This window comes from Nonomuraea sp. NPDC049141, from assembly GCF_040648415.1.
In the GTDB taxonomy this organism is placed as follows: Bacteria; Actinomycetota; Actinomycetes; order Streptosporangiales; family Streptosporangiaceae; genus Nonomuraea.
Genome location: NZ_JBEZDR010000004.1, coordinates 533372 through 556049 on the forward strand (window position 1 = coordinate 533372; position 22678 = coordinate 556049).

Annotated in this window: 22 protein-coding genes and 1 pseudogene; 17 read left to right on the forward strand and 6 right to left on the reverse strand. The window is 69.5% G+C overall.

Features of this window, described 5'->3' with window-relative positions; genetic code table 11:
- Positions 1-45: 45 nt before the first annotated feature.
- Together AB0B91_RS14740 and AB0B91_RS14745 are read left to right on the forward strand one after the other, a co-directional pair.
- Entirely contained in the window at positions 46-1149 is a 1104-nt protein-coding gene (locus AB0B91_RS14740; RefSeq protein WP_358318784.1) for a glycosyltransferase, read from the forward strand.
- A 10-nt stretch (positions 1150-1159) separates the two neighbouring features.
- Positions 1160-1750: an FMN-binding negative transcriptional regulator gene (locus AB0B91_RS14745; protein WP_358318785.1), complete on the forward strand. Its 591-nt coding sequence runs from the start codon at positions 1160-1162 to the stop codon at positions 1748-1750.
- On the opposite strand, the gene AB0B91_RS14750 is transcribed toward AB0B91_RS14745, so the two are convergent.
- A complete protein-coding gene (locus tag AB0B91_RS14750; RefSeq protein WP_358318786.1) occupies positions 1737-2804 on the reverse strand; it encodes a helix-turn-helix domain-containing protein in 1068 nt (355 codons plus the stop codon). The two genes, AB0B91_RS14745 and AB0B91_RS14750, sit on opposite strands and share 14 nt — an antisense overlap.
- A 76-nt stretch (positions 2805-2880) precedes the next feature.
- Here AB0B91_RS14750 and AB0B91_RS14755 point away from each other — a divergent pair, with 76 nt between their 5' ends.
- Complete coding sequence (locus AB0B91_RS14755; protein WP_358318787.1) at positions 2881-3798, forward strand: proline dehydrogenase family protein; 918 nt, start codon at positions 2881-2883, stop codon at positions 3796-3798.
- Positions 3799-5472 (forward strand): L-glutamate gamma-semialdehyde dehydrogenase, encoded by a 1674-nt coding sequence (pruA, locus tag AB0B91_RS14760; RefSeq protein ID WP_358318788.1) that lies wholly within the window; start codon positions 3799-3801, stop codon positions 5470-5472. It begins immediately after the preceding gene.
- A 46-nt stretch (positions 5473-5518) separates the two neighbouring features.
- Here pruA and AB0B91_RS14765 read toward each other — a convergent pair whose 3' ends face one another.
- On the reverse strand, positions 5519-6382 hold the full coding sequence (locus tag AB0B91_RS14765) for a helix-turn-helix transcriptional regulator (RefSeq protein WP_358318789.1): 864 nt from the start codon (positions 6380-6382) through the stop codon (positions 5519-5521).
- A gap of 282 nt (positions 6383-6664) precedes the next feature.
- Between AB0B91_RS14765 and AB0B91_RS14770 the strand changes: the two are divergent.
- From AB0B91_RS14770 to AB0B91_RS14805, 8 genes and pseudogenes are all read left to right on the forward strand, one after another.
- A pseudogene (locus AB0B91_RS14770) lies at positions 6665-6769 on the forward strand (SAM-dependent methyltransferase); the annotation flags it as partial.
- Positions 6770-7003: 234 nt separating this feature from the next.
- Positions 7004-8521 (forward strand): circularly permuted type 2 ATP-grasp protein, encoded by a 1518-nt coding sequence (locus tag AB0B91_RS14775; protein ID WP_358318790.1) that lies wholly within the window; start codon positions 7004-7006, stop codon positions 8519-8521.
- Positions 8522-8546: 25 nt separating this feature from the next.
- Positions 8547-9437, forward strand: a complete 891-nt coding sequence (locus tag AB0B91_RS14780; protein ID WP_358318791.1) for an alpha-E domain-containing protein — start codon at positions 8547-8549, stop codon at positions 9435-9437.
- Positions 9422-10234, forward strand: coding sequence for a transglutaminase family protein (locus tag AB0B91_RS14785; protein WP_358318792.1), 813 nt, complete (start codon positions 9422-9424; stop codon positions 10232-10234). The genes AB0B91_RS14780 and AB0B91_RS14785 overlap by 16 nt, the downstream gene beginning before the upstream one ends.
- 7 nt (positions 10235-10241) lie before the next feature.
- Positions 10242-10667, forward strand: a complete 426-nt coding sequence (locus AB0B91_RS14790; protein WP_358318793.1) for a nucleoside deaminase — start codon at positions 10242-10244, stop codon at positions 10665-10667.
- Positions 10664-11572 (forward strand): 2-oxoglutarate and iron-dependent oxygenase domain-containing protein, encoded by a 909-nt coding sequence (locus AB0B91_RS14795; RefSeq protein ID WP_358318794.1) that lies wholly within the window; start codon positions 10664-10666, stop codon positions 11570-11572. Before AB0B91_RS14790 ends, AB0B91_RS14795 begins: the two co-directional genes overlap by 4 nt.
- Positions 11569-12927 carry a cytosine permease gene (locus tag AB0B91_RS14800; protein WP_358318795.1) on the forward strand — a complete coding sequence of 453 codons (1359 nt, stop codon included), beginning with the start codon at positions 11569-11571 and terminating at the stop codon, positions 12925-12927. The genes AB0B91_RS14795 and AB0B91_RS14800 overlap by 4 nt, the downstream gene beginning before the upstream one ends.
- A 58-nt stretch (positions 12928-12985) precedes the next feature.
- Complete coding sequence (locus tag AB0B91_RS14805) at positions 12986-13480, forward strand: hypothetical protein (protein WP_358318796.1); 495 nt, start codon at positions 12986-12988, stop codon at positions 13478-13480.
- A 39-nt stretch (positions 13481-13519) separates the two neighbouring features.
- Here the strand turns inward: AB0B91_RS14805 and AB0B91_RS14810 are convergent, their stop codons facing one another.
- A complete protein-coding gene (locus tag AB0B91_RS14810) occupies positions 13520-14833 on the reverse strand; it encodes a tetratricopeptide repeat protein (RefSeq protein WP_358318797.1) in 1314 nt (437 codons plus the stop codon).
- A gap of 585 nt (positions 14834-15418) precedes the next feature.
- Between AB0B91_RS14810 and AB0B91_RS14815 the strand changes: the two genes are divergently transcribed.
- Together AB0B91_RS14815 and AB0B91_RS14820 are read left to right on the forward strand one after the other, a co-directional pair.
- Complete coding sequence (locus AB0B91_RS14815; protein WP_358318798.1) at positions 15419-15565, forward strand: hypothetical protein; 147 nt, start codon at positions 15419-15421, stop codon at positions 15563-15565.
- Positions 15566-15696: 131 nt separating this feature from the next.
- Positions 15697-16860, forward strand: coding sequence for an FAD-binding oxidoreductase (locus tag AB0B91_RS14820; RefSeq protein ID WP_358318799.1), 1164 nt, complete (start codon positions 15697-15699; stop codon positions 16858-16860).
- 9 nt (positions 16861-16869) lie between these two features.
- On the opposite strand, the gene AB0B91_RS14825 is transcribed toward AB0B91_RS14820, so the two are convergent.
- Complete coding sequence (locus AB0B91_RS14825) at positions 16870-17058, reverse strand: hypothetical protein (RefSeq protein ID WP_358318800.1); 189 nt, start codon at positions 17056-17058, stop codon at positions 16870-16872.
- Between the two features lie 88 nt (positions 17059-17146).
- On the opposite strand from AB0B91_RS14825, the gene AB0B91_RS14830 reads away from it, so the two are divergent.
- Genes AB0B91_RS14830 through AB0B91_RS14840 form a run of 3 tightly spaced genes read left to right on the forward strand, consistent with a single transcriptional unit; the run spans position 17147 to position 19730 of the window.
- Positions 17147-18007 carry an NAD(+)/NADH kinase gene (locus AB0B91_RS14830; RefSeq protein WP_358318801.1) on the forward strand — a complete coding sequence of 287 codons (861 nt, stop codon included), beginning with the start codon at positions 17147-17149 and terminating at the stop codon, positions 18005-18007.
- 41 nt (positions 18008-18048) lie between these two features.
- Entirely contained in the window at positions 18049-18762 is a 714-nt protein-coding gene (locus AB0B91_RS14835; protein ID WP_358318802.1) for a DUF72 domain-containing protein, read from the forward strand.
- Complete coding sequence (locus AB0B91_RS14840) at positions 18762-19730, forward strand: magnesium transporter CorA family protein (RefSeq protein WP_358318803.1); 969 nt, start codon at positions 18762-18764, stop codon at positions 19728-19730. The genes AB0B91_RS14835 and AB0B91_RS14840 overlap by 1 nt, the downstream gene beginning before the upstream one ends.
- Here the strand turns inward: AB0B91_RS14840 and AB0B91_RS14845 are convergent, their stop codons facing one another.
- Both AB0B91_RS14845 and AB0B91_RS14850 read right to left on the reverse strand, forming a co-directional pair.
- Positions 19731-20678 (reverse strand): TAXI family TRAP transporter solute-binding subunit, encoded by a 948-nt coding sequence (locus tag AB0B91_RS14845; RefSeq protein WP_358318804.1) that lies wholly within the window; start codon positions 20676-20678, stop codon positions 19731-19733.
- On the reverse strand, positions 20675-22603 hold the full coding sequence (locus AB0B91_RS14850) for a TRAP transporter fused permease subunit (protein WP_358318805.1): 1929 nt from the start codon (positions 22601-22603) through the stop codon (positions 20675-20677). The genes AB0B91_RS14845 and AB0B91_RS14850 overlap by 4 nt, the downstream gene beginning before the upstream one ends.
- Positions 22604-22678 lie beyond the last annotated feature (75 nt).

Genomic DNA, 22678 nt, shown 5'->3' on the forward strand with positions numbered 1-22678 from the left:
AGACGCAGGCACACCTTGAAGGCTGGTTTAACGCTGAGGTGTGCCATGAATATCGCGATCGTCGCTTCCGCCACAGGCAACAAGCGTCACCAGATTCTCTCCGTCGCACGTGAGCTGGGACGCGATCATCACGTCACGATCTACTCCCGGCGTGACAGTGCCGAGGGAAAGCCCAGGACGCGGGTGGCCCCGGGCGTCATGCTGGAGCACATCGACGTGGGCCCGCTCCGCGATCTCACCTCCACCGACGTCATGCCGTACCTCAAGGACGTCGGCCAGTACCTCAGCCGGCGGTGGAACCAGGAGACGCCGGACGTGATCCACGCCCACTCCTGGACCGGCGGCCTCGCCGCCGTCAGCGGCGCCAAAGGGCTGCAGGTGCCGGTCACGCAGACCTTCCACTCGATCGACACCACGCACCTGAAGCTGGAGCTCGCGCTCGGCCGGAGCGCCAGAGCGGTCATCGTCGGCTCAGGTGACGAGGAGTCGGCGCTGATCCGGCTCGGCGTCCCGCGCCACAACATCGCCGTCGTGCCGTACGGCGTGGACACCGAGCGCTTCCACCGCCAGGGCCCGGTGGCCACGCGCGGCAGCCGCAAGCGCCTGCTGCACCTCGGCCCGCTCACTCCCGAACGCGGCGCCCCCACGATCATCCGCGCGCTGCAGGGCCTCCAGGACGTCGAGCTCGTGCTGGCGGGCGGCCCCGAGCCGGAGCTGCTCGACGAGGACCGGGAGGCGCGCCGCCTGCGCGCCCTGGCGCAGCAGCTCGGCGTGGCCGACCGCGTGACCCTGCTCGGCCAGGTCAAGCGGGCCGCGGTGCCCAAGCTCATGCGCAGCGCCGACGCCGTGGTGTCGGTGCCGCGCGAGGCCACGACGGGCGTCGTCGCGCTGGAGGCCATGGCCTGCGGCGTACCGGTCATCGCCTCGGCCGTCGGCGCGCACCTCGACTCGATCATCGACGGCGTCACCGGCCTGCTGGTGCCGCCGGACCGTCCCGCGCGGACCGCGCGCCTGGCCCGCGAGCTGCTGACGGACCCGACGCTGCGCACCGCGCTCGGCTACGCGGGCGCCGACCGCGCCCGTTCGCGCTACTCGTGGGAGCGGGTCAGCCAGGAGCTCGTGCGGGTGTACGAGCTCGCCTGCGCTTAAAGTTCCTTTTATGCTGATTCATCCTTGGGACGCCGGCACCGACGAGCAGTCCCTGGCGTACGTGAAGGACCACCAGTTCGGGCATCTCATAGCCGCGGGCCGCGGTCGTGAGGTGCCCGTCGTGGTGCCGACGCAGTTCCTGCTCGTGGACGACCGGACGATCGTGCTCCACCTGGCCAGGCCCAATCCCGTCTGGGCGGCGATCGGCGAGAACCCCAAGGTGATCATGTCGGTGGCGGGTCCCTGGGCCTACATCCCCGGCCGGTGGCGGGCCGAGCCCGGCATCGAACCCGAGCTCGGCGTGCCGACCACGTACTACTCCGCCGTCCAGCTCGTCTGCCGGGCCGAGGTCGTCACCGAGGCCGAGGGCAAGATGGAGATCCTGCGTGAACAGCTCGACGACCTCGAACCCGGGCACGGTGATCCGGCCCGGATGCCGCGGCTGATGTCCGGCATCCAGGGGGTCCGGCTGGCGATCGAGGAGATCCGCGGCAAGTTCAAGTACGACGGTCACAAGGACGACGCCCACCGGGAGCGGGTCGCCAAGGGGCTGACCGAGCGCGCCGGGCCGGGCGACTCGTCGGCCCTCAGCCATCTCTGACCGGCAGGAGGCGGGCCGCCTTGAGGCCCAGGTGGACGGTCAGGCGGTCGTCGCCGTCCGACAGGTCCCGGTGCAGCACCCGCTCGGCCTTGCCCAGCCGGTAGTACAGCGTCTGGCGGTGGATGCCCAGCTCCGCGGCCGTCTTCTGGGCGTGGCCGCCGTGGTCCAGGTAGACCTCCACGGTGTGCGCCAGCTCGTGGTCGAGCGCCGCGGTCTCGGTCGCCAGCTCGCGCAGGTCGCTCTGGCCGAGCCTGGCCAGCAGCCGGTGCACGCCCAGGTCCTCCCAGCGGGCGACGGGTGCGAAGCGGGGAAAGTGCTCGGCGACGCGCAGCGCCTGCCGCGCCTCGCGCCAGCTCTGCCAGGCGTCCGCCGGGTCCGCCCGCGGGGCGCCGAGGCCGGCCGCCGTACCGTAGGCGTTCTGGAGGGTCTGGGCGACCTCGGCGGCCAGGTGCGCCGGGGCGAGCAGCGCGACGGGCGAGCCGGCGCGGGCCAGGACGCCGCGCGGCAGCGTCCAGAGGGCGGCGACACGCTCCTCGGACTCGCGCACGGCGATCGCGGCGACGGGCCCGCGCATCTCGATGGAGGCGCCGGCCCGCTCCTCCGGGTCCGCCGAGAGCAGCGCGCGCAGGCCGTGGCCGAGGTCCTGACGGCTCCTGGCCTCCTGGGCGAGCGCGGCGGCGGCCCTGGCTACCAGCGGGGCCGCCCGCAGCAGCACCTCGTCGGTGAGGCTGCCGGAGTCGAGCAGCCACAGGTAGCCGTAGGTGACCTCGCCGTGGCGCAGCGGCCAGCAGACCCTGGCCAGGACCTTGAGGTCGGCGTCCGCGGGGATCCTCACCGGGCCGTGCGCCCGGGCGATGCCGTAGCGTTCGAAGTAGTCGCGGACCTCGCCCGTGGCGCGCCTGCGCAGGATCGACTCCTGGCGGACGGTGTCGATGTCGCCGTGCTGCGCACCGTACGCCAGCAGGCGGAACGAGCGGTCCTCCAGCGTCGCGGACGCCCCCAGCAGGCGGGCGAGCTCGTCGACGGTCTCCTGTAGATCTGCTGAATTGTGCATTTGTATGACAGCCTGCCACAACCGCCGTTACGCGCGTCGATGGCCCTGTTATGAGCTGCGGTTTTAGGCTGAGAACATGCTGGGTCAACTGCTCCTCGCCACCTCCCGGAGCGCGCTGGTACGCCGCTCTGTGTCGGGCTTCCCGCTCACGCGCAAGGTCGTCGACAGGTTCGTCGCCGGTGAGGGCGTGGAAGAGGCCCGGACCGCCATCGAACGGCTGCGCGACGCCAATCTCGCGGTCACCGTCGACCATCTCGGCGAAGAGACCCGCGACGCCGGCGCGGCGGCGGCCACCGCCAAGGCGTACATCACGCTGCTCGGCGCGCTGCGCCCGCTGGAGCTCGGCCGCCGGGGCGAGGTGTCGGTCAAGCTGTCGGCCCTCGGGCAGCGGCTCGACGACGCGACGGCGCTGGAGCACGCCCGCGAGATCTGCGCCGCCGCCGACGCGAACGGCTCGACCGTGACGCTCGACATGGAGGACCACACCACCGTCGACTCGACGCTCGGGATCCTGCGCAAGCTGCGCGCGGACTTCCCGGCGACCGGCGTGGCCATCCAGGCCTACCTGTTCCGCAGCGTGGACGACTGCCGCGAACTGGCCGGCGAGGGTTCGCGGGTACGCCTGGTCAAGGGCGCCTACCGGGAGCCCGCCTCGGTCGCCCACCAGGGCAAGAACGACGTCGACAAGGCGTACGTACGATGCCTGCGGATCCTCATGGCGGGGCAGGGGTACCCCATGGTGGCGACGCACGACGACCGGATCATCTCGATCACCGAGCTGCTCGCGGACCGCTTCGGCCGCGGGCTCGGGTCCTACGAGTACCAGATGCTGTACGGGATCCGCACCGACCGGCAGGAGGATCTCGCCGGAGCGGGTCACACCGTCCGCGTCTACGTTCCCTATGGCGACGACTGGTACGGCTATTTCATGCGGCGCCTGGCCGAGCGCCCCGCCAACGTCGCCTTCTTCCTTCGTGCCCTTGGGGGTAAGTAAATGGATGCCATCAGCAACGTGCCCGTTCCCGCCAACGAGCGGGTGTACGGCTACGCGCCGGGCAGCCCGGAGCGTACGACGCTGGAGAACCGGATCAAGGAGCTGTCCGGCTCCTCGATCGACCTGACCATGACGATCGACGGCGCGCGGCGGCTCGGCGGCGGCGCTCCGATCGACGTGGTGCAGCCGCACAACACCGCCTCCGTCCTCGGCCGCACGCACGACGCCACGGCCCAGGACGTGCGGGAGGCCGTCGACAGCGCGCTGCGGGCCGCTCCGGCCTGGCGGGCGCTGTCGTTCGACGAGCGGGCGGCGATCTTCCTCAAGGCGGCCGACCTGCTGGCCGGGCCGTGGCGGGCGACGCTGAACGCCGCGACCGTGCTCGGGCAGTCGAAGTCGGCGCAGCAGGCGGAGATCGACGCGGCCTGCGAGCTGATCGACTTCCTGCGGTTCAACGTGGCCTACGCGCGGCAGCTCTACGCCGACCAGCCGATGTCCTCGCCCGGGGTGTGGAACCGGATGGAGTACCGGGCGCTCGAAGGCTTCGTCCTGGCGATCACCCCGTTCAACTTCACCGCCATCGCCGGAAATTTGCCGACGTCGGCGGCTTTGATGGGAAATGTCGTCGTTTGGAAGCCGTCGCCCACGCAGCAGTTCGCGGCGCACTTCACGATGCGCCTGCTGGAGGAGGCCGGTCTGCCGCCGGGTGTGATCAACATGGTCACCGGCAACGGCCAGGCGATCTCCGAGGTGGCGCTCACGCACCCGGCGCTGGCGGGCATCCACTTCACCGGCTCGACCGCGACCTTCCAGCACCTGTGGGGCACGATCGGCGCGAACATCTCCACCTACCGCGGCTACCCGCGCATCGTCGGCGAGACCGGCGGCAAGGACTTCGTCCTCGCCCACCCGTCGGCCGACCCGGCCGTGCTCTCGACCGCGCTGATCAGGGGCGCGTTCGAGTACCAGGGCCAGAAGTGCTCGGCGGCCTCGCGGGCGTACGTGCCGCGGTCGATCTGGTCGCGCCTGCGTGACGACCTCGTCTCCGCGGCCGAGTCGCTGACCGTGGGCGACGTGGCGGCCGACCTGTCGACGTTCATGGGCGCGGTCATCGACGACCGGGCCTTCGCCAAGCACAAGGCGGCCATCGACCGGGCTCGCGGCGCCTCGAACATCGACCTGCTCACCGGCTTGTACGACGACTCCACCGGATATTTCGTGAAGCCGACCATCCTGGAGTGCGCCGACCCCACCGACGAGATCTTCGTCAAGGAGTACTTCGGGCCGATCCTGGGCGTACACGTGTATGAGGACGGCGATTTCGACGCGGTGCTCGACCAGATGGAGAGCGTCTCGCCGTACGCGCTGACCGGGTCGATCATCGCCCAGGACCGCTACGCGATCGCCTCGGCCTCGGAGCGGCTGCGCTTCGCGGCGGGCAACTTCTACATCAACGACAAGCCGACCGGAGCGGTCGTGGGCCAGCAGCCCTTCGGCGGCGCCCGTGCCTCGGGCACCAACGACAAGGCGGGCTCGATCTTCAACCTGATCCGCTGGGTGAACGCCCGTACGATCAAGGAGACCTTCGTCCCGCCGGTCATCACCGGACCGTTCCGGGGCGACGTCCCGCAGTCGGGCTTCGAGCAGCCCGATCTGAAGAAGCTGGGCTACTGAGGCCCAACCGTCAGGCGAGCCATCCCCGGATCCGGGGATGGCTCGCCTATTTCGGCAGCGGAGGCGCCGACCACAGCGTGCTGATGACCTGCTGGAGGATCTCCGGGGTCGCGGTCGCGGGCTGCGCGTAGACGCTGAGCTGATTCAGCAGATGCCGGTACGGCCGGACGTCGGCGTCCTTGGTGAGGTACCGGGCGTCGGCGGTCTGTTCCAGATAGACCACATCAGGCAGGTCCGCCTCGGCGAAGCGCAGGATCGTGAAGGGGTCCACGCCCTTACCGGGACCGAAGGAGAGTATCTGGAGGGTGACGTGCGGGAGGGCGACCATCTCCTGGAGATGCTCGAGCTGGGCGCGCATCGTCGCGCTGTCGCCGACTTGGCGGCGCAGCACCGACTCATCCATGACCACCCATAATTTACGTGGCTGGGGGGACAGCAGAAGCTGCTGGCGGTGCATCCGCAAGGCGACCCAACGTTCGATCAGCTCGGCCTGGCCTTCGCGGTTATGGGCTATGAGCGCCTTGGCGTAGTCCTTGGTCTGGAGCAGGGCCGGGACCTGCTGGACCTCGTAGGTGCGGATGACCGTCGCGTCCTGCTCCAGCCCGAGAAACGCCGCGAACTCGTCGCAGATCACGTCTCGGTAGTCCTGCCACCTGCCGGGGGCGTCGGCCTGCGCGGCCAAGGTGAGCACGACCTGGCGTTCGGCCTCGTCGACGTCGTACAGGCTGAGCAGCTCGGCCACGTCGTCCAGCGGGAGCTCGGTACGTCCGCTCTCCAAGTGGCTGATCGTGGAAGGCGGGCAGCCGATGGCGGACGCCGCGTCCGCACGGGTGGTGCCGCTCGACTCGCGCAGCCGGCGCAGGCGTACGCCGACCAGCATCCGCAGCGCCGTCGGTCCGGATTGGCGCAATGCCTCGCCAGAGATTCCGGTCGAGTCGCCTCTACCGCGAGCAGTCGGCATTTATGCTCCCAATTCGGCAAATCGCTACTCTGCGACCGCCTACATCTTTTCACATAAGCAGCTGAGATATTCTTCAATGTCGCGAACTGGCCGTATCTGGCCCCGTCAATCGACGGCTCTACGTCACTTCATCCTGAGACATCCAGTTTGTCGACATTCATGGCAAGGAATTCCCGGAAATCGTGAGGATCGTTCAACTGTATCGGCATCTGCTGGAGAGGGTTCGTCGGTTTCCTCGATATCTGCACGGAGCTACTCACTGTGGATAACACCCACGAACTGGCTCAGCAAGCGGATCCGACCAGCCGGGGGGTTTATGTGGACAATGATCCTCTCTGTGCTGGTTCGCGCCAAGGGGCTCCGGGGGTATGAACATGTCTAGTCGGCGGGGATCATGGACGGATGTCGCGTGGCTGCGCTCGCCGGGGTGGACGGGCGCGCTCCTCGGCCGAACCGGCATCGACCCTCGAGAGCAGGGTCGAGCGCGAAGCCCCGCGCCCGGCCCCCGAGGTGGCAGCCCTGTAACACGCGAAGCGATTGCGCGAAACATACTGTCCTTAATCTCCGGACATGGCGGACATATTCGACGCTTACTCCCTCGGATCCGAATCATGGGATGAGATGTTCGAGCGGTCGGGCATCCCCCGGCCGCAGTACCAGGCGCTTTTCGCCGCCCTCCAACCGCTCGGCGTGGACGAGCTGAGATCCAGAGCCGACCAGCTGGCCAGGATGTTCACCGATCGTGGCGTGACCTTCGACTACGCGGGCGAGGAACGGCCTTTCCCGCTCGACCTGATCCCGCGGGTGATCGACGCGGCCGAATGGGATCTCGTGGCGCGCGGCGTCCGGCAGCGGATCCGCGCGCTCGAGGCGTTCCTGGACGATGTGTACGGCCCGCGCCAGGTCTTCCGCGACGGCGTGATGCCCTGGCAGCTGCTGCACTCCAGCCCCCACTACCACCGGGTCGCACACGGCTGGCGCCCGCCCAACGGGGTGCGTGTGCACGTCGGCGGTATCGACCTCATCCGCGACGAGCAGGGCGCCCTGTGCGTGCTCGAAGACAACGTCCGCACCCCCAGCGGGGTCAGCTACGTGCTGGAGAACCGCCTGGCCATGGCCCGGACGCTCCCGTCGCTGTTCGCCGAGCAGTTCGTCCGCCCGGTCGAGGAGTACCCGGCCAGGCTGCTGGCCGCGTTGCGCAAAGCGGCACCCGCCGGGGTCACCGACCCGACCGTCGTCGTGCTCACGCCCGGCGTCTACAACGCCGCCTACTTCGAGCACGCGCTGCTCGCCCGTCTCATGGGGGTGGAGCTGGTCGAGGGGCGCGACCTCATCTGCGAGGGCAACCGCATCTCGATGATCACCACGTACGGCAGGCGGCCCGTCCACGTGGTCTACCGGCGGATCGACGACGACTACCTCGACCCCCTGCATTTCCGCGGCGACTCGGTGCTGGGCTGCCCCGGCCTGGTCAACGCCGCCCGCGCCGGCAACGTCACGATCTCCAACGGCGTCGGCAACGGGGTCGCCGACGACAAGCTCGTCTACACCTACGTGCCTGAGCTGATCGGCTACTACCTCGGTGAGGAGCCCCTCCTGCGTAACGTGGAAACCTACCGGCTCGACAATCCCGACGTGCGGGACTGGGCGCTGGAGTCGGCGGCCGAGCTCGTGCTCAAGCCGGTGGACGGGGCGGGCGGCAAGGGGATCGTGATCGGTCCGGTGGCCACCGCGGGCCAGCTCGCCTCCGTACGGCAGGCCGTACGGGACCATCCGCGAGGCTGGATCGCCCAGCGGCCGGTGATGCTGTCCACCTCGCCCACCTGGATCGGCGAGCGGCCGGTGCCGCGCCATATCGACCTGCGGCCCTTCGCGGTCAACGATGGCGACGACGTGTGGCTGCTGCCCGGCGGCCTGACCCGCGTCGCGCTGCCGGAGGGCGAACTGGTGGTCAACTCCAGCCGGGGCGGCGGCTCCAAGGACACGTGGGTGCTCGGCAACGCGCACGCTCCGATGGCCTCGGTCACCGCTTCGCCTGTCGCCCAGTGGAGCCCGAGCAGGGTCGCGGCGGGGACCGAGGAACAATGACCCGCCCGTACGAGGAGGACCCGCGATGACCCGCCCGTTGCTCAGCCGCATCGCCGAGACCCTGTACTGGATCGGACGCTACATCGAACGCGCCGACGACACCGCCCGGATCCTCGACGTGTCCGCGCACCGCATGCTGGACGAGCCCGAGACGTGCCGCTCCATCTGCGCCACTCTCGGCATCCTGCAGCCTGAGCCGTTGAGCGCCACCCTGATGATCCGGCGGCTCGCCTACGACCTGGACGAACCCGCCTCGATCGCCGCGTCGGTCAGAGCGGCCAGGGACAGCGCCCGTGGCGTGCGAGAGGTGATCTCCAGTGAGGCGTGGGAATGTCTCAACGTCACCTGGCACCAGCTCCGCCGTCTCCCGACGGTCGCGCCGCACGGCTACCTGGCATTCGTCCGCGAGCGGGCCGCGCTGTTCTTCGGGCTGGCCGACGCGACGATGAGCAGGGACGACTGCTGGCGGTTCATCGTGCTGGGCCGGAGCCTGGAGCGGGTGGACATGACGACCAGGCTGCTGGCCGTACACCTGCCCGGAGACCGGCGGCTGCTGCTGCAGGCCAGCGGTGCCGACGAGTCCTTCACCCGCACGCACGGCGCCCACGCCGACCACGCCCTGGAGTTCCTGCTGCTGGACAACCTGTTCCCGCGCTCGGTCCTCTACTCGCTGCTGACGGCGGAGAAATGCCTGCAGGCCCTGACGCCCGCCAGGGTCAGAGCCGGAGTCGCCGATCCCGCGCTGGCGGCGATCGGCCGGGTACGCACCGGCCTGCAGTACACGGATCTCGCCCAGTTGCAGGACCGGGTGCCCGAGCTGCTCGTCACCCTGCAGGAGGCGTGCGCGTCCGCTTGTGAGGCGATCGGCGAGCGGTTCTTCCAGCAGAGGGAGGAGCTGGCATGGGTTGGCGCCTGATGGTCCGCCACCTGACGCTGATGGAGTACGCCGACGAGGCGCGGTCCTCCTTCAACGAGGTGCGGATGACGCCGGCGACCGGTGTGCTGTCGAGCCGCATCGTCGTACAGCCCGCCGCCCACATCTACACCTACCAGGACTACTGGGGCACGACGGTGAGCGCCTTCGACGTGTCCCATCCGCACCGTTCGCTGTCGGTCGAGGCGGTCAGCCGGGTGGAGACGAACGGGCCCCGCAGGCCCCGGTTCGTTGCCGGGACGCCCGACCCGTCCATGAGCGAGCTGCTCGGGTGTACCCCCGCGACCTCCGTCAGCGATGAGCTGGCCGAGCTCGCCACGGTACAGGCGAGCGGGCGCGACCCGCATGAGGGCGCCGAGGCGATCTGCGCGGTGGTCGCCGCCCGCGTGGCCTACATGCCGGGCTCGACCGGCGTGCGGACCTCCGGGCAGGAGGCGTGGGACCAGGGCAAGGGTGTCTGCCAGGACATGGCCCACCTGACCGTCGGCATGCTCCGCGCCGCCGGCCTGCCCGCCCGCTATGTCTCCGGCTACCTCCATCCCAAGCCCGACGCCGAGATCGGCGAGCCGGTGGAGGGGCAGAGCCACGCCTGGGTGGAGTACTGGGCGGGGGAGTGGCTCCCCCTCGACCCCACGAACGGCTCCCCGGTCGGTGAGGCCCACGTCGTGGTGGCCCGTGGCCGCGACTACTCCGACGTCCCTCCCCTGAAGGGCGTCTACCAGGGCCCGCGGGAAAGCCGTCAGGAAATCACGGTGACCGTCACCCGCCTGAGGGGATAGTCGGAACATGCTGGAAGTAGCGCTGGAAGAGGCAAGAAAGGGATTCGCCGAAGGCGGCGTCCCCGTGGGAGCGGCGTTGTTCGCGGCGGACGGCACGCTGCTGGGCCGTGGACGCAACCGCAGGGTCCAGGACGGCGACCCGTCGGTGCACGGGGAGACCGCCGCGTTCCGCGACGCCGGCCGGCAGCCCACCTACCGGGGCACGACCATGGTGACCACACTGTCGCCCTGCTGGTACTGCAGCGGGCTGATCCGTCAGTTCGGCATCTCGCATCTCGTCGTGGGGGAGTGCCGGACCTTCATGGGCCAGCACGAGTGGCTCGCCCGGCACGGCGTGGACGTGGTGGTGCTCGACTCCCAGGAATGCGTCGACCTCATGACCGCCTTCATCGCCGCCAACCCCGCACTGTGGAATGAGGACATCGGCACATGATCCCCGTCATCGACCTTCAAGGCGAGTCCGTGCCGGAGCGGGTGGACGCTGCCCTCCGCGAGTTCGGATTCCTGCTGATCACCGGCCACGGCGTCCCGGCCGAACTCCGCTCCGACGTCCGGCGGGCGGCCAAACGCTTCTTCGCCCTCCCGGGGGAGGTCAAGGAGCGGTACGCGGCCACCGTGGGAGAGCGGGGCTGGCTGCCACCAGGCGTGGAGGCCAACGGCTACGCCGAAGGCACGCCCACCCCACCGGATCTGAAGGAGACCTTCGCGGTCGGCGCCGACCAGCCGATCGGCCACCCACGCATCGACCGTGAATGGTTCCTCCAGAACGTGTGGCCCCCCGAGGTGCCCGAGCTGGAGTCGCTGGTCACCGCGTACCTGGCCCAGATGCGCGCGCTCGCCGACCGGCTGCTGCTGATCTGCGCGCGGGCCCTCGGCGTCGAGGACGACTTCTTCACATCGAGGGCCGACCACCCGACCTTCACCATGAACATCAACCGCTACCCGCCGCTGTCGCAGATCGGGCCGCCCGAGCCGGGCCAGTTCAGGATCGGCCCGCACACCGACTTCGGCACCGTCACGATCCTGGACCGTCAGCTCGGCGTCGGCGGCCTCCAGGTCTTCACCCTCGACGGCGAGTGGATCGACGCCCCCTACGTGCCGGACGCCCTCACGATCAACATCGGCGACCTGCTGGCCCGCTGGACCGGTGAGCGCTGGCGCTCGACCCGCCACCGCGTCCTGCCGCCCGACCCGTCGGCCCCCGATGAGGAGTTGGTGTCGCTCATCTACTTCTACGAGTGCAACCCTCTCACCGAGGTGGTGCCGTTCACCGGTGACGCCGAGCCTGTCATCGCATCCGACTACCTCATGGAGAAGCTGAGGGCGATCACGCTATGACCGTCGTACGCGAAGGGACCTACGGCGACAAAGTCGCCGCGATCGAGCCGGGCGGGTTGGAGTTCATCCCCCTGTCGGAGCGGCACGGCAAGCCCTCAGGCCTGTTATGGACCTGGATGTCGCCGAACCTGGAATTCGCCACGATCTTCCTCGGCGTGCTCGCCGTGGCCGCCTTCAAGCTCAGCTTCTGGCAGGCGGTCCTGGCCTGCGCCGTGGGCAGCGGCCTCGGCGCGATCACGCACGGCATCCTGTCGGCCCAGGGCCCGGCCTCAGGAGTGCCGCAGATGGTGCTCGGACGGCTTCCTTTCGGCTACTGGGGCAACATCCTGCCTGCCGCGTTCAACTCGGTGGCCGCCGGGATCGGCTGGTTCGCGGTCAACAGCGTCAGCGCCGCGCTCGCCCTCAACACGCTGACCGGCCTGCCCGCCTGGCTCTGCCTGGCCATCGCCGTCACGGCCATGGTGGCGCTCGGCTTCTTCGGCCACAACCTCGTCCAGGCCTTCGAACGCTTCGCCTTCCCCGTGCTCGCCGTGATCCTGCTCGTCACCTCGGTCATCATCGTGTCCCAGGCCGACCTGGGTTACGCGGGCGAGGGCGGTGGCACGGGCGGCTTCCTGCTGGCCGTCGGCGCCTCCTTCGGCTACGCCGCCGGCTGGAACCCGTACGCCGCCGACTACACCCGCTACCTGCCGCCAGGCTCCTCTCGCCGGGCGGTCGGCCTCTCGGCCGGGCTCGGCGTGTTCCTCTCCTGCGTGATCCTGCAGACTGTCGGCGCGGCCTCCGTGACCATCGGCGGAGGTGACCCGCTCGGCCAGCCCACCACCGCGTTCACCCAGCACCTGCCCGGCCCGGTGGCCGGCCTGACCCTGCTCGCGATCGCTCTCGGTGCGGTGGCGGCCAACGCGCTCAACGTCTACTCGGGCGCGATGTCGCTGCTCGCGCTGGGGTTACGGCTTCCGCTGCACCTCCGCAGAGCCATCATGGCCCTGGCCTGCGGGGCGATCGGCTTCACCGTGGCGCTGTCCGGGCTGGCCGACGCCGGGCACAAGTACGAGGCGTTCCTCCTGGTCATCGCCTACTGGATCGGCCCGTGGCTGGGCGTGGTGCTGACGGATCTGTTCCTGCGCCGCGGCGGGGAGCCCCCTCAGGTGCTGTTCGACAAGCGGCACACCAACTGGGCGGGCCCGATCGCGATGATCGTCGGGGTCGTCGTGTCGGTCTGGCTCTTCTCCAACCAGCAGCAGTACGTCGGCCTGATCCCCCAGCAGGTCCCGGCGGTCGGTGACATCGCCTTCGAGGTGGGCTTCCTCATCTCGGCCGCCCTCTACCTGGCCCTGAGACGCAGGACTTCGTGACAGGCTTGCGGTTATGGGATTCGGGGTTCGTCAGTTCGAGCTGACCTTGATGCATCGGATGCGTGATCTCAACGCCGAGCGGGTGGAGGACGCGCTCATCGAGATGGGCGCGTCCCGGGCCGAGCTGCGCGCCGCCCACACCCAATGGACGAAGCTGGCCCACTCCGTGCGGACTCGCAAAGGGCTGGCCGGGTTGCGGACGGTGCTCGGCCCGCCCCCGTACCAGGGCAAGACCATGATCGGGAGCCTGACCTGCGACGTGGCTCGCTGGGCGCTGCCGTCCTGGCCGGACCTGGAGTTCGAGGTCCTGCTCGGGCCTGATGGCGCGGTGTGGAACCAGTGGTTCGTCCGTCCCCACGGCGACAAGGCGCTGGCCTTCGCGGACCTGGTGCCGTGGGGGTGCGTGGTCGCCGACGTCGCCGCGAGCTTCCCCGGGGCCGCCCAGGGCGAGGGGTCGGCTCCGCATCATTGGGTGGTCGACTTCGTGCACGAGGGCACGGACTATCGAGCTCGTTTCGTGTACGGCCTGTACCAGCGTCTCGACCGCGCCTGACGGGCTCCCGGGAGGCCTTGGAGGATGAGGTCGCGGTGATCAGGCGGCCGCGCCGCGGGCGATGTAGAGGTTCATGTCGGTGAAGTCGAGGGTGATGTTGTAGGGCTTCCAGAAGCAGTGGGCGAAGTGGGCCAGCAGGTCGAACCCGAAGGGGGCGAGCGCGGCCTGTGGGTTCGTGAAGCAGTAGACGTCCTTGGCTACGGCGTCGCCGAGGCGGATCTCCTTCGGGTAGCAGGGGTAGGCGACGACTGGGTGGTTGTGGGCAGCAGTCTCGACCGGGCGGTTGTAGTCGGTGCGGATCTGCAACTGCTTGGCCGTGTCCCCGTGCATACCCGCGACGATCTCCCCGATTCCGCCGAAGTTCACGCCCACCACCCGTGGGCCGGAGTCGGCGATGCCGGCGATGCTGCCCAGGCTGTGCAGCTGGTGCTCACGGGCCAGCCACAGCGGCAGGGGCTCGGCGCCCGCCCGTTTGGCGGCGGCGCGTGCCTTGCCGGCCGCCGCGGGGGTCGGGCGGCGCAGGATCAGCGACCGGCCCGCGTAGTCGAAGGTGGTCAGCAGGTGGTAGAACACCCACGTGCCGATCAGGCCGTCGCTGTCAGTGTCGACGTCTTCGCCCGATTCGGTCTCCGACCAGCCGACAGGGATGTTGCGCAGTTCGATGTCGCCCAGCTTGAAGGAGTCCAGTATCCCGTAGTGCGCCCATACGGTGCCCTGCCCGAAATCCGCCTCCTCGCTGAAGACGGGGCTCAGCCCGGCCTCCTTGGCCACCGACCCGCGCAGGTTCAGATTCGGGGCGCCGGTGTAGGGCAGGAGGCGCCTCGCCGGTCCGCCATTGAGCGAGGCTTCCACCAGGGGAAACGGGTCCATCTGCTTGAACTCCACCCGCGCGGTGTCGCCGTGGATCTGATACGCCTCGCCGCTGATCGCCGCGAACCACTTGGCGTAGCTGGCGTCGCCGGCCGCCTGCCAGCATGGTGCGGACAGGGCGAATTTGTCCTGCCGCATGTAGCAGTCAGCCAGGAAGTAGTTGGTGTCCTTGTCGTCGGGCGCCAGATGGAGGGCCATCCTGAGGTACTTTTCAGCCTCGGGGAACCGGTTGGACAGCAGCCCCACATAGCCGCGCTGGCGGGCCGCCCGCAGGTTCGTGGGGTCTGTCTTCAGGATCTCCTCGTACGCCCGGCCGGCCTGCTCGAACTTGCCGGCTTTGAACAGCGCGTCGGCGTCACCGCCGCCGGCTAACGCGGTGGCCGCCGTGGCCGCGTTGCCCAGCGGCGCGACCGCGGCGGCACCGGCCAGCACGGCGGCGCCCCGCAGTAGCGAACGCCGGTCCCATTGCCTGTCATCAGCCACGTCTTCTCCTTTTCGTGATCACCTTCGCCGTGACTTTCTGTCCGACGGACGGGCACAACCTCCGGCCGGTTCGTCTCGCTCTGCTCGATGAGGGCGACGTCGAGGCGCCGGGGCCACGCCGTACAGCGTCGTCCCGATGCGGGCGGCCGGGTCGCTTCGCAGCGCGCTCCGTAACTCGCCCGCCGGCCGACCCTGTCCACTGTCGGCCAGCCGTGTCCCCGCCTCGTCCGCGCCGTGTCATGGTCGTGTCACGGCCGCAACCGACGGTGGCAGCCGTCGACAAACCGAGACGTGCGGCAGACAACGCGCGCACATTCGGCACCATCGCCGCTCGCGACCGGGCCGGGGCACGAGCCGTCTGAATCCGATCTGCCTGAAGATCTTCGAGGAGAAGATCAGCGGCAAGCTCGCCACCGACGACCGGCCCGCGCTGCTGAACGCGCCATCGCGGCCGCCGGGGACAACGCCCGCTGACCAGCCTCGACCCCTCTGGAGGAGCGCCGTGTCGCTGTCGCAGATCCGGCTCGACGACCCGCGCGTCCCGGTGCTCAGATGAAGCGACAGGACATACATCTCAGCGCTCGCTTGGATACCGACGAGGCGCTGGAGCAGGTCGCCGCGCGCGTGGGCCGGCCCGCCTGCGCAGGCTGCTCGATCCCGTCCCGCCTGACCTCCACGAGCAGCTCCCGCACCTGGTCCTCGGTGGCCTCGGCCAGCGAGGTCTTCGGGTAGGGAGTGGTCCTTCGTCGATCACGGCAGCGTAAGAAGCTCTTCGGCTACGCCCACAGATGACCGTGCTCGACCGCTTCCTCCCGCTCCGCGCGTTCGGCGATCCTAGACTTGTCGAAGGAGGGAACCGGTCAATGAACGAAACCGGACGCGAGCTGCCCGCGCGGGCCTCAGCGGTCATCATCGGGGGCGGCGCCATGGGCGTCAGCTCGGCCTACGCGCTGGCCGCGGCCGGGGTCAGCGACGTGGTCCTGCTCGACAAGGGGCCGCTGGGCTCCGGTTCGACCTCGAAGGCCGCCGGGGGAGTGCGCGCCCAGTTCTCCGACCGGGTCAACATCGAGCTCGCCGTACGCAGCCTCGAGACGTTCGAGACCTTCGCCGGCCGGTTCGGGCAGGAGATCGACCTGCACCAGGTGGGCTACCTGTTCCTGCTCGACTCGCCCGAGTCCGTCGCGGAGTTCGAGAAGAACGTCGCGGTCCAGAACGACCTGGGTGTGCCCAGCCGGATGATCTCGGTGCGCGAGGCCGCGGAGCTGTCGCCGCTGATCGACACCGACGGGCTGCTCGCCGCCGCCTACTCGCCCACCGACGGCCACTGCACCCCCGAATCCGTGGTGCTCGGCTACGCGGGCGCGGCCCGCCGGCTCGGCGCCCGGTTGCTGCCCAACTGCGCCGCGACCGGCATCGAGACGGTGGACGGCCGCATCGTAGCCGTCCACACCGAGGGCGGCCGGATCGAGACCGACACCGTGATCTGCGCGGCCGGCGCCTGGTCGAGCCCCATAGGCGCGTGGGTGGGCGTCGACCTGCCGGTGAGCCCGCTGCGCAGGCAGATCCTGATCACCGAGCCGGTCCCCGACCTGCCGCCCATGACGTTCACCATCGACTTCGGCACCACGTTCTACTTCCACCGGGAAGGTCCCGGCCTGCTCCTGGGCATGTCCGATCCGGACGAGACGCCGGGGTTCAAGTTCGACCGGTCCGACGCCTGGCTGCCGCGGCTGGGCGAGGCCATGGCCCGCCGCGCCCCGGCGCTGATGGAGACGGGCATCGCCACCGGCTGGGCCGGCCTGTACGAAGACACACCGGACCACAACGCGCTCATCGGGACCGCCCCGAACGTCGACAGGTTCATCTACGCCACCGGCTTCTCCGGCCACGGCTTCCTGATGAGCCCGGCCGTCGGAGAGGTGGTCCGCGACCTCTACCTGGAACGGGCGCCGTTCGTCGACGTCACCGCCTTCGACGCGAGCCGCTTCGTCCTGGCCGGGGCCAGGCCCGAACTCAACATCGTCTGACGGGACCGGCTATCCGAGGGAGCGCACGCTGTCCCGGTCGAGGAACCGGGTCGGGATCACGGTGCGCCGGCCTCGTACGGCCCCCGAAGAGCCGGAGATCTGCGCGAACAGCTGGTCGGCGGCGGCCCGTCCCATGTCGTAGGCGGACTGCACGACCACCGAGATCCGCGGCCGCACCAGCGTGGTCCACTCCACCATGTGAGATCGATCTCAGATTGAGGTAGATGATGCCCCTCCGTGAACAGGCGCGTCAAGGCTGATCCGAGGCCACCCATAAGCTGACCACATGGGCATGGTCGGTACGGTCGGGCTGGTGTTGCATCCCAGGCGCGACTCCAAAGAGGCGATCGACACCATCCTGAGCTGGGCCGCCGGCAAGGGAGCCACCGTCATGGGGCTGCCCGAGGAGGTCGGCCGCATCGACTGCAGCGCCGTGGCGGTCGACGCCGACACGCTGGTCGAGCGGGCCGATCTGCTGGTGAGCCTCGGCGGTGACGGGACGATGCTGCGCACCATGCGGCTCATCGCCGGACGGCCCACGCCGGTGCTCGGGGTGAACCTGGGGCGGCTGGGGTTCCTGGCCGAGATCGACGTCGAGGAGTTGCCCGCGACCCTGTCCGCCATCGACGACCACCGCTACACCGTCGAGCCGCGCATGGCCGTGCGGACCAAGCTCGACGGGGGCGCGGAGCTGATCGCGTTCAACGACATCGCGCTGGTGCGCATCCCGGGCGACGGCATGGCCGCTGTGAGCGTCATGCCGGAGGGTGATCCGTTCGTGCGCTACGCGGCCGACGCCGTGATCGTGGCCACGACCACCGGGTCCACCGCCTACAGCTTCGCCGCGGGCGGGCCGATCGTGTCGCCGCGGGTGGAAGGGCTGCTGGTCGTGCCCGCCGCCGCCCACTCCTCGTTCAACCGGGCGCTGGTCCTGCCCGCCGACGAGGACGTGACGCTGGAGCTGCTGCCGTCGAGCGGGCGGCTGGCGGTGGAGGTGGACGGGGCGGTGCTGGGGCATCTGTGTCCCGGTGACCGCATCACGGTGGCCGCCCTGCCGGGCGCGGCCATGGTGGTGCGCCTGGGGACGACGTTCTACGAGCGGGCCCGGCGCAAGCTGCGGGTGGACGGCAGCGCCGAGGTCGACTGAGCCCAGGGATAGGGGCGCGTTCACGGGGTAGGCGCACGGGCATGGCGACGCTGGTGGGCACGTCCGGGTGGCAGTACAAGGACTGGCGCGGCATCCTCTATCCGCAGGAGGTCCCGCAGCGTCTCTGGCTGGAGACCTACGCCGAGTCGTTCGGCACCGTCGAGAGCAACAACGCCTTCTACCGCCTGCCCTCACCCGAGTCCTTCGCCGGCTGGCGGGACCGCACGCCGGACGGGTTCGTGATGGCCGTCAAGGCGAGCAGGTTCCTCACCCACATCAAGCGGCTGGCCGATCCGGCCGAACCGGTGGAGCGGCTGATGAACGCCGCCTCGGCGCTCAAGGACAAGCTCGGCCCGATCCTCGTCCAGCTCCCGCCGACCCTGAAGGCCGATCCGGACCGGCTCGCCCGCTGCCTGGACTGCTTCCCGAAGCACGTGCGCGTCGCGGTCGAGCCCAGGCATCCGTCGTGGTGGACGGACGAGGTCCGCGATATCCTGGCGGCCCGCGACGCCGCTCTGTGCTGGGCCGACCGCCTCGGCAGGCCGCAGAACCCGTTCTGGCGCACCGCCGGCTGGGGATACGTGCGGTTGCACGAGGGCAGGGCCACCCCCTTTCCGTCGTACGGCGACACGTCGCTGAAGACCTGGGCCAGGCGGGTCGGGGAAGCCGGTTGGGGCGACGCCTACGTCTACTTCAACAACGATGTCGGGGGAGCGGCTGTGCGCAACGCGCGACGCTTTGCCAAACTCGTCTAGTGCATACCCGCCTGTACAGGAACGGTGTCCTGGAGAAGGAGGGCTTCCCGATCGAGGAAGTCTCCGACTACGTGGACGACGAGGCCAACACCGTCTGGTTCGACCTGTGCTCGCCGACGCCGGAGGACCTCGCCGCCGTCGGCGAGGAGCTCGGCCTGCACGAGCTCGCGGTCGAGGACGTGCTGTCCGACCACCAGCGCCCCAAAGTGGACATCTACCAGAATCACCTGTTCCTCACCGTGTACGGGGTGCACTTCGACGACGGGCGGCTCGACCCGGTCGAGGTCAACGCCTTCGTGACGAAGAACGCCCTGGTCACCGTCCGCGAGAGCGACCACTTCGACATCGGCGAGGTGCTCAAGCGCTGGGACGCCGGCAAGCGGCTGGCCGGGCACGGCGTGGCGTTCCTGCTGCACGGGCTGCTCGACTACGTGGTCGACGAGCAGTTCGACCTCGTCCAGGAGTTCGACGGCCGGGTGGAGAACCTGGAGGACCTGCTGTTCGAGGAGACCCCGATCGACGGCAGGCAACTGCAGCGCACCATGTACGACCTGCGGAAGAACATGGCGAGCTTCCGCAAGATCACCATGCCGATGCGCGAGGTGGTCGGCGGCCTGCTCCGCCGCGACCAGGAGCTGATCGCCGACCCGGTGATGGCGCCCTACTACGAGGACGTCTACGACCACGTGGTGCGCGTGACGGAGTGGACGGAGTCGCTGCGCGACCTGCTGGCCAACATGCGGGAGACCCGCCTCGCCCAGCAGGGGTTCCGGCTGAACGAGATCATGAAGCGGGTCACCAGCTGGGCGGCGATCATCGCGGTGCCGACCGCGATCACCGGCTTCTACGGCATGAACGTGCCCTATCCGGGCGAAGGTCAGCCCTGGGGAGTCTGGCTGTCATCGTCGCTGGTGGCCGTGGCCTCCGTCGCGCTGTACGTGGTGTTCAAGAAGAAGGACTGGCTGTAGTCAGCCTTTCTCCTTGTAGTAGCGGGCCGCGCCCGGGTGCAGGGCCACCGGCTCCACCTGCTGGCCGATCTTGAGGTCGAGCTTGGCCGCCTCGGGGTGCACGGCCGCGAGCTGGGCCTTCTTCTCGAACAGCGTCTTGGTGATGTCGTACGCGAGCTGTTCGTCCATCTTGTCCGGCACGAGCAGCACGTTGGCCACCCCGACCGTCTTGATGGTGCCCGGCAGCTTGTAGAAGGACATGTCGATGTCGAGCCCGACGTACTCCTTGCCGTACTTGGCCTGCATCGGCCCGAGCACGTCGGTGGTGTCGAGCAGCTTGATGTCCGGCTTGCTGGTGGCCAGGTCCACGATGCCGGCCGTGGGCAGCCCGCCGACCCAGATGAAGGCGTCGATCGTGCCGTCCTTGACGGCCTGCACCGACTCGTTGATGGACAGTTGCTGCTTGGAGATGCCGGAGTCGGGGTTCAGCCCGGCCGCCTCCAGCAGGCGCCTGGCCAGGACCTGGGTGCCCGAGTTGGGCGGGCCGATCGAGACCCGCTTGCCCGCCAGATCGGCGACCTTGCTCGCGTTGAGGCCGGGGGCGACGACGACATGGGCGTAGTTGTCGTAGATGCGGGCGATGGCCTTGATCGGTTGTTTGGCGGTGAAGGACCCGGTCCCGTTGACGGCGTCGGTGGCGGTGTCGGTCTGCGAGAAACCGATGTCGGCCTTGCCGCCGGCCAGCAGCTTGATGTTCTCGACGGAGCCGGAGGTGACGGACGCGGTGGCCTGGGTGTTGGCGATGTTGTCGGTCAGCTGTTTGGCCAGGCCCCCGCCGTACACGTAGTAGACGCCGGTCGTGCCGCCCGTGGCGATCGACAGCCGGTGGCCCGAGCCGCTCACGCTGGCGCAGGCGGCCACCCCGGCGGCCAGTGCCGTCGCGGCGAGTACCGCAAGAATCCGCTTCACGCTGGGACTCTCCTTCTCCTGATGAGGTGCACGGCCGCCGCGACGGCCAGGACGGCCAGCCCAGCGACGATGGGGACGGGTTCGAGGAACAGCAGCAACACGGCGGCCGCGGCGGCCAGCAGCCGTTCGGGCCACCCGGTCACCCCGCCGGTGGCCATGGCCAGGGCGGCCACCGCGACGGCCGAGACCGCGGTCATCAGCAGCACGGTGCCGAAGGGTCCCTGGCCGAGCAGCGCCTGGCCGTTGGGCGTGAGCACGAACGCGAACGGCACCAGGAACGCGGGCAGCGTGTAGCGCCAGGTCATCATCATCGTCTTGTAGGTGTTGCCGCCGGTGATGGCGGCCGCCGCAACGGCCGACAGCGCGGTCGGCGGGCTCACCTCCGACAGCACCGCGTAGTAGAAGACGAACATGTACGCCTCGGCGGGCGTGACGCCGAGCGTGGTGAGCGCCGGGCCGATGATCACCGCCGCGATGATGAAGCTCGCGGTCACCGGTACGGCCAGGCCGAGCAGCATGACCGCGACTCCGGACATGACCGTCGTCAGGATGAGGTTGCCCGCGGCGACGTCCACGATGATCCCGCTGAGGTTGAGCCCGAGCCCGGTCTGGGTGATGACGCCGACGATGATGCCCGCCGCCGCGCACACCGCCGTCACCGGCAGCACCTCCAGCGTGCCCTTGGCCAGCGCCTGCGCGGTCCGCTTCGGCCCCATCCGGTGCTCGGGATCGAGGAAGGACAGGACGAACGCGACGGCGGTGGCGATCACCACCGACTGGAACGCCGACCGGTCCAGCGCCATCAGCACGATGATGAGGACGAGCGAGCTGAAGTGGTAGCCGAAGCGCAGCAGCAGCCGGCCCGCCTTCGGCGCGTCCACCGGGACGGCGTGGGTGCCGAAGCGGCGCGAGTCGATCTCGATGGCCAGGAAGATGCCCAGGTAGTACAGGATCGTGGGGATCGTCGCGTAGATGAGCACCTCAAGGTAGCTGACCTTGAGATACTCGGCGATGATGAACGCCGCCGCGCCGAGCGTGGGCGGTGAGAGGATCGCGCCGATGCCGCCCGAGGCGAGGATGCCGCCGGCCGCCTCCTTGGGGTAGCCGGCCCGCCGGAGCACCGGCCAGGCGACACTGCCGAGGCTGACCGTGGTGGCCACGCCCGATCCGGAGACGGTGCCGAGCAGGAAGCCCGCGGTGGTGACCGTACGGCCGGGGGCGGCCCGGGACTTGCGGAAGGCGGCGAAACTCAGGTCGATGAAGAACTTGCTCGCGCCCGAATAATCCAGCACCGCACCATAAATCGTGAAAAGGATGATGTAGCTGGCGGCGACCTGCATGGGGACGCCGAAGAAGCCCTCGGTGCCCGTGTAGAGCTGCGACACGATCTGCCCGAGATCGAAGCCCCGATGACCGATCGTCCAGCCAATCGGCAGATACGCCCCAAAATAGGCATAAATCAGGAAAAGCAGGCAGATGATGGTGAGTGACCAGCCGACCGTGCGGCGGACCGCCTCCAGGAGCAGCACGGTCAGCACCAGGCCGGCCACGATGTCGAGCTCGGTCAGCGCCGAACCCGACCCCCGGTCGCGGAACGCGTCGATGTCGAGCAGCGGATAGACGAGCACCGCGAGCGAAGCCGCCGCCAGCGCCCAGTCACCCACCCCGGGCCGATCGACGGCTTCGCGACGCGACGAGATCCCCGAGCGATAGCAGAGGAACACCAGCGGCAGCGCCACCGCCAGGAACGTCAGCCGATGCTCCAGCGCCTCGACCGGCCTGAACACCACCACCAGCGAGTAGACCGACAGCAGCCCGCCGACGATCCACACGCCGAGCCGCAGCACGCCGGTCAGCTGCCGAGCCGGACGCTCTTGCTCGTGGGCAGACACCAGCTCCGCGTCACGGTCGCTCAGCTCGGTCAAGTGGTCCTCCCTGACAGCGCGCTTGAGGGGACTTTACGAGTCCTTTACACGGCTGGGAAGACCCCTCGCGATCTT

Coding starts and splice junctions, on each gene's coding strand:
- AB0B91_RS14790 (WP_358318793.1), top strand. CDS start 10,242: ATGCTGGAAGTAGCGCTGGAAGAGGCAAGAAAGGGATTCGCCGAAGGC.
- AB0B91_RS14825 (WP_358318800.1), bottom strand. CDS start 17,058: ATGGTGGAGTGGACCACGCTGGTGCGGCCGCGGATCTCGGTGGTCGTG.
- AB0B91_RS14750 (WP_358318786.1), bottom strand. CDS start 2,804: ATGCACAATTCAGCAGATCTACAGGAGACCGTCGACGAGCTCGCCCGC.
- AB0B91_RS14820 (WP_358318799.1), top strand. CDS start 15,697: ATGAACGAAACCGGACGCGAGCTGCCCGCGCGGGCCTCAGCGGTCATC.
- AB0B91_RS14830 (WP_358318801.1), top strand. CDS start 17,147: ATGGGCATGGTCGGTACGGTCGGGCTGGTGTTGCATCCCAGGCGCGAC.
- pruA (WP_358318788.1), top strand. CDS start 3,799: ATGGATGCCATCAGCAACGTGCCCGTTCCCGCCAACGAGCGGGTGTAC.
- AB0B91_RS14835 (WP_358318802.1), top strand. CDS start 18,049: ATGGCGACGCTGGTGGGCACGTCCGGGTGGCAGTACAAGGACTGGCGC.
- AB0B91_RS14800 (WP_358318795.1), top strand. CDS start 11,569: ATGACCGTCGTACGCGAAGGGACCTACGGCGACAAAGTCGCCGCGATC.
- AB0B91_RS14740 (WP_358318784.1), top strand. CDS start 46: ATGAATATCGCGATCGTCGCTTCCGCCACAGGCAACAAGCGTCACCAG.
- AB0B91_RS14745 (WP_358318785.1), top strand. CDS start 1,160: ATGCTGATTCATCCTTGGGACGCCGGCACCGACGAGCAGTCCCTGGCG.
- AB0B91_RS14775 (WP_358318790.1), top strand. CDS start 7,004: ATGGCGGACATATTCGACGCTTACTCCCTCGGATCCGAATCATGGGAT.
- AB0B91_RS14785 (WP_358318792.1), top strand. CDS start 9,422: ATGGGTTGGCGCCTGATGGTCCGCCACCTGACGCTGATGGAGTACGCC.
- AB0B91_RS14795 (WP_358318794.1), top strand. CDS start 10,664: ATGATCCCCGTCATCGACCTTCAAGGCGAGTCCGTGCCGGAGCGGGTG.
- AB0B91_RS14805 (WP_358318796.1), top strand. CDS start 12,986: ATGCGTGATCTCAACGCCGAGCGGGTGGAGGACGCGCTCATCGAGATG.
- AB0B91_RS14780 (WP_358318791.1), top strand. CDS start 8,547: ATGACCCGCCCGTTGCTCAGCCGCATCGCCGAGACCCTGTACTGGATC.
- AB0B91_RS14755 (WP_358318787.1), top strand. CDS start 2,881: ATGCTGGGTCAACTGCTCCTCGCCACCTCCCGGAGCGCGCTGGTACGC.